The sequence below is a fragment of the bacterium genome (assembly GCA_040755755.1).
In the GTDB taxonomy this organism is placed as follows: Bacteria; SZUA-182; SZUA-182; order DTGQ01; family DTGQ01; genus DTGQ01.
In genome coordinates this window covers 70,953-81,521 of the sequence record JBFLZW010000045.1, presented here as the reverse complement: position 1 = coordinate 81,521, position 10,569 = coordinate 70,953, and the positions used below count along the sequence as shown (strand labels likewise).

The 10,569-nt window shown below is 48.4% G+C and carries 13 protein-coding genes; 7 read left to right on the top strand and 6 right to left on the bottom strand.

Annotated elements, in window-relative coordinates; translation table 11 throughout:
- Positions 1–132 precede the first annotated feature (132 nt).
- Positions 133–516 carry a hypothetical protein gene (locus AB1611_14505; protein ID MEW6380802.1) on the bottom strand — a complete coding sequence of 128 codons (384 nt, stop codon included), beginning with the start codon at positions 514–516 and terminating at the stop codon, positions 133–135.
- A gap of 382 nt (positions 517–898) precedes the next feature.
- Between AB1611_14505 and AB1611_14500 the strand changes: the two genes are divergently transcribed.
- From AB1611_14500 to AB1611_14490, 3 genes are all read left to right on the top strand, one after another.
- Positions 899–1,117: a DUF2191 domain-containing protein gene (locus AB1611_14500; protein MEW6380801.1), complete on the top strand. Its 219-nt coding sequence runs from the start codon at positions 899–901 to the stop codon at positions 1,115–1,117.
- Positions 1,095–1,334 carry a PIN domain-containing protein gene (locus AB1611_14495; GenBank protein ID MEW6380800.1) on the top strand — a complete coding sequence of 80 codons (240 nt, stop codon included), beginning with the start codon at positions 1,095–1,097 and terminating at the stop codon, positions 1,332–1,334. The genes AB1611_14500 and AB1611_14495 overlap by 23 nt, the downstream gene beginning before the upstream one ends.
- A 615-nt stretch (positions 1,335–1,949) precedes the next feature.
- A complete protein-coding gene (locus AB1611_14490) occupies positions 1,950–3,773 on the top strand; it encodes a 5'-nucleotidase C-terminal domain-containing protein (protein ID MEW6380799.1) in 1,824 nt (607 codons plus the stop codon).
- Here AB1611_14490 and AB1611_14485 read toward each other — a convergent pair.
- Together AB1611_14485 and AB1611_14480 are read right to left on the bottom strand one after the other, a co-directional pair.
- Positions 3,667–4,344, bottom strand: a complete 678-nt coding sequence (locus AB1611_14485; protein MEW6380798.1) for a metallophosphoesterase — start codon at positions 4,342–4,344, stop codon at positions 3,667–3,669. The genes AB1611_14490 and AB1611_14485 overlap by 107 nt on opposite strands.
- A 112-nt stretch (positions 4,345–4,456) precedes the next feature.
- The gene (locus tag AB1611_14480) at positions 4,457–4,627 is read right to left on the bottom strand and encodes a hypothetical protein (GenBank protein MEW6380797.1); all 171 of its coding nucleotides are present in this window, start codon (positions 4,625–4,627) and stop codon (positions 4,457–4,459) included.
- 255 nt (positions 4,628–4,882) lie between these two features.
- Here AB1611_14480 and AB1611_14475 point away from each other — a divergent pair, with 255 nt between their 5' ends.
- From AB1611_14475 to AB1611_14460, 4 genes are all read left to right on the top strand, one after another.
- The gene (locus AB1611_14475) at positions 4,883–5,557 is read left to right on the top strand and encodes a YceH family protein (GenBank protein MEW6380796.1); all 675 of its coding nucleotides are present in this window, start codon (positions 4,883–4,885) and stop codon (positions 5,555–5,557) included.
- Positions 5,558–5,686: 129 nt separating this feature from the next.
- The gene (locus AB1611_14470) at positions 5,687–6,238 is read left to right on the top strand and encodes a DJ-1 family glyoxalase III (protein ID MEW6380795.1); all 552 of its coding nucleotides are present in this window, start codon (positions 5,687–5,689) and stop codon (positions 6,236–6,238) included.
- A gap of 54 nt (positions 6,239–6,292) precedes the next feature.
- The gene (locus AB1611_14465) at positions 6,293–7,897 is read left to right on the top strand and encodes a hypothetical protein (GenBank protein MEW6380794.1); all 1,605 of its coding nucleotides are present in this window, start codon (positions 6,293–6,295) and stop codon (positions 7,895–7,897) included.
- 234 nt (positions 7,898–8,131) lie between these two features.
- Positions 8,132–8,623 carry a hypothetical protein gene (locus tag AB1611_14460; protein MEW6380793.1) on the top strand — a complete coding sequence of 164 codons (492 nt, stop codon included), beginning with the start codon at positions 8,132–8,134 and terminating at the stop codon, positions 8,621–8,623.
- Between the two features lie 133 nt (positions 8,624–8,756).
- Here the strand turns inward: AB1611_14460 and AB1611_14455 are convergent, their stop codons facing one another.
- The 3 genes from AB1611_14455 to AB1611_14445 all read right to left on the bottom strand — a co-directional run bounded on the left by AB1611_14455 (position 8,757) and on the right by AB1611_14445 (position 10,455).
- On the bottom strand, positions 8,757–9,479 hold the full coding sequence (locus tag AB1611_14455; protein ID MEW6380792.1) for a TIGR02253 family HAD-type hydrolase: 723 nt from the start codon (positions 9,477–9,479) through the stop codon (positions 8,757–8,759).
- The gene (locus AB1611_14450; protein ID MEW6380791.1) at positions 9,476–9,850 is read right to left on the bottom strand and encodes a VanZ family protein; all 375 of its coding nucleotides are present in this window, start codon (positions 9,848–9,850) and stop codon (positions 9,476–9,478) included. The genes AB1611_14455 and AB1611_14450 overlap by 4 nt, the downstream gene beginning before the upstream one ends.
- A 113-nt stretch (positions 9,851–9,963) precedes the next feature.
- Entirely contained in the window at positions 9,964–10,455 is a 492-nt protein-coding gene (locus tag AB1611_14445; protein ID MEW6380790.1) for a bifunctional nuclease family protein, read from the bottom strand.
- Positions 10,456–10,569 lie beyond the last annotated feature (114 nt).

Here is a 10,569-nt window from a genome sequence, read left to right as displayed (position 1 = left end):
CTTAGTCTCCTGAAGGCTTATTATAACAGCACTTACGCTTGATGCTACACCGAGAATCGGCAAAATTGTAAATAACCATTCCATATCAGCTCTCCTGTAAAGCATTTCAGTAGCATGGTATTATTCGGTTGCCTATGATTTTGGTATCCACTCCCAATAGGGTTTTTCGTTTACTACATGGCGATAATACCTTTCTATGCCATGAAATAAAAATATACTGAAAATATCTAATAGACAAAGAAGCTTGCAAAAAGGTACTTGATTATTTTTAATCGCTACTCCAAACATCGAGGCGAATATCATGCCGCTAAAAATAGCGAGACCAAACAAAAGCCTGTTACGCGAAGAAGACCCAATAGATACAGAGTATATTGAAGCACATATCGTCAATGATGTATTGCTTAATTTCTGGGTAAATAATAGCTCAAGCCCAAGAGGAGATAATGGCAGTATCATATGGAAAGCCAGACATAAGATAAATTCTTGCCAATGATCAGGGGGAGCTTGAAATTTCATACGACTCAAGTGTTGAAATTATGGGTGCAGAAAATTTTTGCTTGAGGAAATAGCAGATTGAGCTGTCACCTTCTCTTTACTGCATTCTTTCTATATATTATTTATTATATATTTTTTACTTATTAGATGATAAATAAATTTTTTACTTATCGTCTTTTTTTAACCTTTTATATTATAAACAGGCGAGGGGAATAATGTCAAAGAAAAGTGCAAAAAATTGACAGCAAAACTGAAGATCAAATCGTGTCATAAGCAGGCCGAACAATAATCCGGAGAACATGATAAAATAAGCTTGATCTATTGACGATGGCAGCATATAATTTGATCTCAATTCTATGGTTATGGTAAGGAAACCTACATCCTTGGATGAAAGGATTTATCGATGAAGCCGATGAAGCGGACAACCTTGACGGTTCCCCGTGACCTTATTGATGAGCTGGTCAAGGCAACCGGGGCAAAAAACAAGACTCAGGCAGTCATCCTGGCCATTCAGGATGAGATCAAAAGCCGCAAAAAGGAAAGAATACGGCAAATGGCTGGTCACCTTGAATTCACCCAGGATGCAGATGAAATCCGGCATGGAGATCACCGCCTTGGGTAACCTTGTGCTGGTAGACACGTCTGTTTGGATTGATTATTTCAGGAAGAAAGATCCCTCCCTTTCCCAGGTCGATAATCTCATGGAAGAGGGACGGATTGGGACCTGCCGTCTGGTTATAGCTGAACTGCTTCAGGGTGCAAGAGGCTCAAAAGAGATTGAGATTATTCTGGATATCCCTGATACAATCACAATTTTGTACTTAAATATCCTATTTTGATTGAATCTGTGATTCATTTTCCCAATTATGTACACGGTACATTTTACTTGGAAAATATATTCTTTATCGGCAAAAGTTTTACTCAGTAACCTATTTACCGAAACCTCATACTTTTGATTTCAAAGAGCTATATAATTTTAATCATATTGTTTTAATTTGTCAAACAAATTGATTTCTATTTAAAACTATTGGATTCTATTAAATAAGTTAATGAAAGCTATACCTGGGAAAAAGCCGGTCTCCTGGCCAATCACCTGAGAGGGCAAGGGATCACGATCGGATTGGCGGATTGCTACCTGGCAACTCTGGCCCACCAGAATAAGGTCATGATATTTTCCCGTGATAGCCATTTTCGGGTGATTAAAAGTTTTGCTCAGGTTGATTTGGTAGGCCAGGCATAAGGCACAGTCTGAAGTTGATGAGTGGCAAGGCAATCGGGCTGAATTATAAAGAGAAATAATCAATGGATGAATTGAAGACTTACCTCACGAATCTTCGTAATATCCGGGCTGCAGGTATTCAACGGAGGTTGCGTCCTGGCTTGAATGATGCCTGGGTTTTATAGTCTAGCCAACTGGGAAAAAGGAGATAGACAGCCATTATGAAGGACAGGCAGTGAAGGCAGAATCAGCCGGGAGGCAGCAAATCCGCAAGCTTGCCTTTTTCCTGATACTGGCGCTGCCTGCCATCCTCATCCCTGTCTCCAGCAATCCTGCCCGGAAGATTCCTTCCACTCAACAGCGCCAACCCCTCACCCCAAACCCCCGATCTCCCGTCCATCATCTGGTGGTTCTCCATACCAACGATACTCATGGGCATCCGGTTAAATTCTATCATTATCCTGACCCTGATGTCGGGGGCCTTCCGGCACGGGCTACCCTGGTCAGACGGATCAGGAAAGAGAACAAAAACGTCCTGCTCCTGGACGCGGGCGATTTCAACACCGGCAGGGCCGAGTCAAACTTTTTCAAGGCCAGACCTGACCTGCAAGGGTACAACTTCATCGGCTACGACGCCCTGGTGCTGGGAAACCATGAGTTTGACAATCCTGCCACTGTCTTGCAGGAGCAGATGAAACAGGCCCATTTCCCCTTTCTCTCCGCCAACATCAAGACCAGGAATGGCGGATACCTCGCCCAACCTTATCTTATCAAGGAATTTGCGGGCTTTCGGGTGGCTGTTCTCGGTCTGACCACCAGGGAGGCCAAATTCATCTGCAATCCGGAACATATCAAGGACCTGATCTTTGAGGACGAGGTTCAGGTTGCCAGAAAACTGGTCCCGGAGCTGAGGAAACAGACTGATATCGTTATTGTCCTGGCTCACCTTGGCATCCATGAGTCTTTTCAGAGGGGCTCAAAACGGCTGGCCTCGCAGGTGAGCGGCATCGACCTTATTGTCGATGGCCATTCTCATACCAGGCTGGATGAGCCGATTGTGGTAAAAAATTTTCCCTCAAACCATAACACTCTTATCGTTCAGGCCTGGCAGTGGGGGCTTGTCCTGGGCAGGATTGACCTGTGGATTCGTGACCGGAAGGTTATAGATTACCGATTTGAGGCCATACCGGTAGTTGCCAAAAAAGCGGGTTTCAAAGCAGCCGGAAAAGTGCCCGATGCAACTGCCGCTTCTCTGGTCACCAATAAGGGGGTGGAAGAGGACAAAGAGCTTCTGTCATTACTGCAGCCCTACGTTAAACAACTGGGCTCACTCCTGTCAGAAATCATCGGCCAGGCTGAAGGGGTGTTTCTCAACCGGACCGGGATAGATGAGGAAACCGCCCTGGGGGACCTGGTTGCCGATTCCATGCTGTGGTATACCAAAAAGCTGGGGGCTGATTTTGCCATTCAGAACGGGGGAGGCATCCGGGCTGCCCTTCCTGCAGGCCGGATTGTCAGAGGGACGATCCATGAAATACTCCCCTTTGATAATTCGGTGGTTGTTGTAACCCTGCGGGGTCGCGATGTGCACTCCCTGTTGAGCCATATGGCCACCGAAATCGGACGGGGCGGATTCCCGCAGGTATCCGAGGGAGTAAATCTGATCGTCAATCATCCGGCTGGCACGATGGAACGTGCCCTCCTCAACGGAAAACCGATCGATTCAGGCAAAATATACAAGGTGGCGACCAATTCATATCTGGCTGCTGGCGGGGATGGCTACAGGGTGCTGCGCAAGGCCATTGACAGGTATGATACTTCGGTATTCCAGCGAGATGTCCTGATTGAATACATCAGGCATCTTGGCGGCAGGATCAGGCCAAGGACAGGGAGGCGGATCAGGATTATCAGGGGGAAAGTTCGCCAGGGGAAAGTTCAGCCCCCATCGAAGCTCACCGGGAAGTTGAAATTCCCGGTATCTGCTTCAGAGCCACGTTCAGGGATGCTCCTTCCCGGTGCACCTCCACATACCCTCCGTTGCCCAGCATCCCGGGGTTGACAATCTTTGTCCGTCCGATGCGGTCCTGCGCCCTGGCCTCATGGATATGCCCGGTGAGGCATACCTGCGGCTGATACTTTTCGATGAATTCCCTTACCGCACTGCTTCCCGCGTGCTGGCCGCCGGAAACCCTGTCAACCGCCGTGTTTCGCGGAGGTGCATGGGAGACCAGGATTTTCAGGATGACATCTTCGACCTCCCGGTACCCCTGAAGAATAATGGACAATATCTCTTCCTCATCAAGCTCATTCGGGGTATTGAAGGGAGTCGGGCTCGATCCTCCCACGCCGAATATGCCGATATCCTCTGCAACCATGTACCCCCGGCCGTGAAGGCTTATTCCCTGCTCGACGAGGTAACTTTCCACCTCTTTCCGGTCCATGTTGCCTGCCTGGGCATAGATCCTGGAATTATAGCGCCTTACCTGCTCGATAACTCCCCTGGCCTGGTCAATCCCCCCGCGGTTGGTCAAGTCTCCGGTAATAATTACCAGAGAAGCTCCATCGATACCCTCAATTTTGCCGATATTGGCAGTACGTTCATGAATATCGCCAAAAGCCACAATTCTCATAAATAGTCTCTCTTCTGACTGATATCCCGGATAATCTCTCTCATGACTGATACCCCGGCCATCTTTATCCCTCCTGATTTATGGTAATCTTGCCGGTAATCTGTACGGTCATCTAAGCAGGCTCCTCACAGAAGAGTAAAAAACAGTCAACACACTGGTGATCGCACTTTTTTTGCTTGGCAGTATGCTGACTATTTCCTCCATCAGGGGCAGCCTTTTCTCCGGCAGGGTTTTTAGGCCGGATATCCAGTGCTTCCAAAACGGAGTACAATTTACTTTCCATGCTTGTCTTTTTCACTTGCTTTTCTCACCTCATAAAATTTGAGAGGGATGGACCAATTGATGTAATCGGTATCTTCGTAATTCTCTTGCTAGACGGTGGCCTGGCAGGATTATTACGCTGAATCGGCAGCTCATATCTTCATCTTGCAACGGAAGCCAGGATTCAGTAGAATATGTTCGATTGCTCAAGGAGATGTCTTGTCCTGGCAGAGAGATCTTTGAGAAGAAATTCAATAAGCAATTCGAGGAGAGATTCATGGATATTGTCCTGACTTCGGTTGAAGCCCGGGTGCTCGGCGCATTGATTGAAAAGGAAATGAGCACTCCGGAATATTATCCGCTCACGCTGAATGCCCTTATCAGTGCCTGCAATCAGAAATCAAATCGAGAGCCGGTCATGAACCTCGAAGAAAAAAGCGTTGTCCGGGCCATTGAAGGTTTGCAGCAGAAGCATCTTGTCTGGCAGAGGAATACGGCCGAGGGGCGGGTGCCAAAATATGCCCACGGGATCGGCAGCCGGTTTGAATTTTCTCCCCCGCAGGTGGCGGTGCTCTGTGTTCTTCTGTTGCGGGGGCCGCAGACCCCAGGTGAAATACGGGGACGCACTGCCCGGCTTCACGAGTTCGGGGATCTTTCCGAGGTGGAGGAAACTTTGCAGCAGCTTGCGGAGCACGAAGGCGGGCCATTCGTGGTGAAGCTTCCCCGGCAGGCGGGATGCAGGGAAAGCCGCTATGCTCATCTGCTGTGCGGTGAGGTCAAAGGAGAGCAGGGGGAATGCGGCCAGGGCCTCCCTCCCCCTCAAAGAGCAACCCTTGAGGTCCGCGCCGAAAATGAACGGATCGCCGAACTTGAGCAGCAGGTCGCAGACCTTCGCGCAGAAGTGGATGAGCTTCGAAGACTTTTTAGCGAGTTTACCCGCCAGTTTGAATGAGCAGCAGGTAATCATTCAAGCGCCTTCCTCAATCTGGAGGGTAAAAAACACCGAACGGGAGTGAGAGCACCCGGAGGGTGGAAATACTGAGAGGCAGTAATAAATACGTGATTAAGGGGAGAGACGGATATGTCGAAAAAGGTATTGGTGCCGGTTGCCGACGGCACTGAAGAACTGGAGGCAGTAAGCATCATCGATGTTTTGAGGCGGGCGGGCGCTCTGGTGACCGTGGCCTCGGTTGACGGGCCGCAGATCACTGCCTCACGGGGAGTGAAGCTGGTAGCGGACAAGCTCATCGCAGACTGCCTGGATGAAACGTATGATCTTGTTGTCCTGCCGGGCGGGATGCCGGGAGCGGAGCATCTTCGGGACTCGAATGAATTGGCCGTGATTTTACATCGGCAGCAGCAGCGGGGTGAGCTGTATGCAGCCATTTGTGCCGCTCCGGCAGTCGTTTTGCAGCATCATGGCCTCCTGGATCAGCGGCGGGCGACCTGTCACCCTGACTTTGTCCAATACCTGAAAGACACCAGCGCAGTGGAGTCAAGGGTTGTCGTGGATGGCACGTGTATTACCAGCCGAGGGCCGGGAACCGCCCTTGAATTTGCTTTGAAACTGGTTGAGCAGCTTTTCGGCAGGCAAAAGGCCGGGGAGATTGCCCAGGCAATGGTTGTGATTTGAGAACAAATAAAATAATTTCAGAATTTATTGCCCTTCCATACCGACAAGAAAGGTATGGAAATTTTATCCCAACAACCGGAACAAAGGTTAAGCCGAACAGAATTCGATCAGATTGAGAATTCGCACCGGGAATGCAGCAGATCTTCCATTTACACCTGCCCGGTCTGTAAACAGGAAACTCCATTAGCCCTTACCGATTTTACCAAAAATTGTCTGGCCTCCTCTGCCTCGTCATATTGTGCGGAAGGATCATTCTACCGGCTGCTCTTTGACCGAACAGCCCAGCCGGAGAAAGAAGATTCCCCGGCGGAGAAGCCTGAAAAGCTCAGTCCCCAAAAGGGGAATTCAAAAAAAGAGAAGGGAATTCTTCATAAGGAAGCTTTCCACCTGGATTTTCAGTGCTCCGGATGCCATCAGCCAGTCAGAATAGAATATGTTATTTACCCTTCCGCCCCCTGTCCCGGCTTCCCATACCCTGATTTCCCTCATTCCGGTTCCCCCGCCAGCCCATTTCTCCGGGTGATCCGGGTTCTGGAAATTGTCCTGCCCCTCTTCCCCCCGCATGAGGAATTACTGGACAGACTGAACAGGGTCGTGGATTTTTTCTATTCGCTCTCCATAGGCCAGCCTGCCGAGAGCTTACCCTATCTGTGGCTGGTTGCCGTGACTCTTTTTCCCTATCATCCCCCTTATGATGATCCGGCGGAGGCAGCCAACATATTTTTTCTGGAAAAGCAAAAGCTTGAGTCCATCATTGGCTGGAGTTTTGCCTGGGAATGGATTGATGAAAGCCAGGCTGCCCTGGTACGGGACCAGTTTTCCCTCTGGCTGGCTATGATTATCAAATTTAACCAGCCCACAGAGGAAGCTGTAGTCAGAATGTTAAGGATCGCTGATCTGCTGCAAAACCTGGGACTGGAAAAAAGATATGAGACCCTTGCCCTGGCTTTAGCCCTGACCCTGGAGAACTGCCCGGATGAACAGATACGGTCCCGCGTTCAGGTAATAGCACGGTTGAAAAAAAATTCGAATTGTCCACCGAAAGCCGACCCTTCCTGGGATTCCCTGCTCATGCTGGTTTTGGGTGATGAATCCCGCCGGCATCACCTCTGGCCAATCAATAAAATCCTGAAGGAAAAAAATTACCTCCTGGCAGAGAGAGACCGCAGACTGGCATCTGTGCTTCTTTCCCTGCAGGGGCAAAACCCGCAGGGGTGCGTAGACCGGTTCACGAAAGTAGCTGAAGCATTCAACCAGGCTTTGGCCAGCCGGGAGGAATCGCTGGTCGATCCCGCTTTCTTTCCTGTCAGCGAGCACCCGTTTCAGAAGGTTGTTCTTTCCTTCCTCAATGAATTTTCCCCCGCATTCCCCTTCGATTCCCGCTGCTCTTTGCCAATAGCCCTTCTTTCTGCCCTGCCCTGGGAGGCCGGCGACCTGGCCAGAGAAAGCATCGGGCTGTATACCTATCTTCGCAGTTACCGGAAATTTATCAATCCGACCCTGTCGTTCTGGTTATCCACAAATCTTGTCTTTTCCGCCTGGGAGGGGGGAAACTGTCCATATCTCCTGCTCTTCTGGTTCCTGGCCAGTGTCACCGCCGCCCCCGGGTTCCAATATCAGGAAGAATCAGCCAGCACTGTGCGTCTCCATCGCGTTTGATAGGAGTTGGTCAATGGTATTACCGTAGGGATTACCCCGTCAGCAAAGAGCCTCACCCCAACCTTCTCTCCCTAAAAAAATCAGGCCGGGTAGCTGGATATCGACTAAGAATACGATCTTGAGTAATATAATGAGGAATTCAGGCGAGTCAGAATTCAGGAATCAAGATTAAAAATCATAGAACATGAGGAAATAACCGGAAAATAATATGGCTAAATTCATAAGGAGAGATGTATGAGGAAATATAAATCTTTTACCATGATACTTTTCTCTTTGGTTTTGTGTATCGGCCTCTTGACCGCTACCGCTTGTACCAAGAAGAATGAGACGATCGAACAGCAGGAAGGCAATATGCCATCTGAAGGCAACAGGCCGGTAGGAGTAATCGAACAGGATGCCAATACAATTGGAGAGAAAATCGAATCCACCCTGGCTCAGAAAAAGCAGGAGTATGAGACGGCGATGGAAGCAAGATTAACTGAATATGATAATAAGATGGCTGAGTTAAAAAACAAGGCTGCAAACGCGGCCCAAGATACTAAAGCTGAAATGGATCAGCTCATTGCTGAATTGGCAGTAAAACGGGAAGAAGCGCAAAAGAAATTGGATGAACTGAAAGCGGCAGGCGAGGATTCCTGGGAAAATTTCAAGGCCGGGCTCGATACGGCTGTGGATGACTTACAAAAGTCCTGCGACCAGGCAATCTCCCGGTTTCAGGAGAAATAAAGAGGAAGAGTTTCCATAACCCAATATTATCGCCATTTACCTGATTGTGGTCGGGGTCGGTATCATGGGTCTTGTGCCGGCAAGATAGATTTGGAACGGGGAACGGGGGCTTCTGTGGCCGATTCCCCTTCTCTTATTCCACCCTGATATCAAAATCCTTCTTCAGCAGATCAAGCAGTTCCCACATGTCATGAATGAGATAATCGGGTTCTGTTTTTCCTTTTACTTCGAGATACTTGCCGCTGCGCCGGTTTAAAACGGTAATCATGCCCAGGTTCTTGGGAGGGTCGATGTCCGTAATCGGATTATCGCCGACATACATACACTCCTCAGCTTTTAATCCCAGGCTCTTGTGGGCATTCTTGTAAAGTTTTATATTGGGCTTCCCGATCCCGATCTGATCGGTGATAAAGATCGCATTCGGCGTCAGGTATTTTAAAATCTTCAGCCGTACGAGTTTTTCTGCCTGCTTATGCATTAAACCGGCCGTAATAACTCCCAGCACCAGGTCGGTTGTGGAGAGAATCCGCAGCACCTCGGAAACATCTTCGTAGGGTTTTAAATTTTTATATTTCGTTTCATGGTAAGCAACCACCCCCGCGGCCACGATAATAGCCGGATTCACATCACCATATTTTTCTTTCGGGATCCGCAGGAGAAGCCGGTCATAATGATGGCCAAAATTTGAACCGAATTCCTCGATCACCTCACGCAGCTCCTCAATGCACTCGCTGATGCTCATCTTGAGGCCTGTTTCAATCATGGCATAAACGCTATTCAGGCGAGCCATCTTGGCAAATTCGGAAGTTGAATAAAAGGTGTCATCAATATCAAAAAATATCGCTTTCAGAGTCACTGGTGATCCTTTCCTTGTCTGCGCATGTTTTCTTGTCTGCGAATGATGAACCAGTTTATCAAAAGAGCTCCCCAGGCGCCAAGGGTGGCCCCAAGGCCGTCTGCCAGGAGATCAAACATATCTGACTGTCTGAGGGGGACAAAAACCTGGTGAATCTCATCGGTCAATCCAAATAAAACGGCAATCACGATAGCCAGCAGCAGGGATGCATTTTGGGGAATCCGGGAGTAACCTCCATGAATCAGGGCACGCATCAGAAGATAACCCAAAACAGCAAATTCCAGGCAGTGACATAACTTGTCTCCATAGGGTATACGAGGGGCGGGTATAGGGAGCCTCGATTGGGATGACAGGAAGAAAATCAGAGACATATAAACTGCAACCGGAAACCAGTAAACCCAAAACGACCCCTTTTTTTTGCCAGCGTAGTCAGCTTCGCCTTTCAACAGGTATGACCCTTACAGCTCATACTTGCCATACTCGGTTACATCTCATAATTGCCAAAATCCTCCGGTTTCAACTTATCGAGCCATTCTTTCAGTTTTTCTTTGTCTTCAATATCTTTTTCCTGGGTCATATCGATAGTCTTTGCCTTTTTGATGACCTCTTCCGAAACAAGAATCGGTGCATTGGCACGCAGGGCGAGAGCAATGGCATCACTCGGACGGGAATCAATGGCTACACCCGTGCCATTTCTTTCCAGCTCAATAGTAGCAAAAAAAGTATTGTTCCTCAAGTCCGTCACGATGACTCGTTTAACTTTTGACTTCAACCCGTCAATCAGATTTTTCAGCAGGTCATGGGTCATGGGACGGGGAGGAGATAACTTTTCCATTTCCGAGGCTATAGCATTGGCTTCAAAAATCCCAATCCAAATTGGCAAGGATTTCTTATTTTCAAGATCCCGTAAGATAATGATCGGCATGTTGGTCACTGGATCCAGGGTTATTCCACGAACTTTCATCTCCACAAGCAGCATTCCATCGACCTCCTCTTCTCATATACTTAATAAAATATAATACCCCGTAATTCCCTATCTCAACTTTCCTTTTTTTCTAGTTGATAATAATTATATGTTATCACTCCGGGT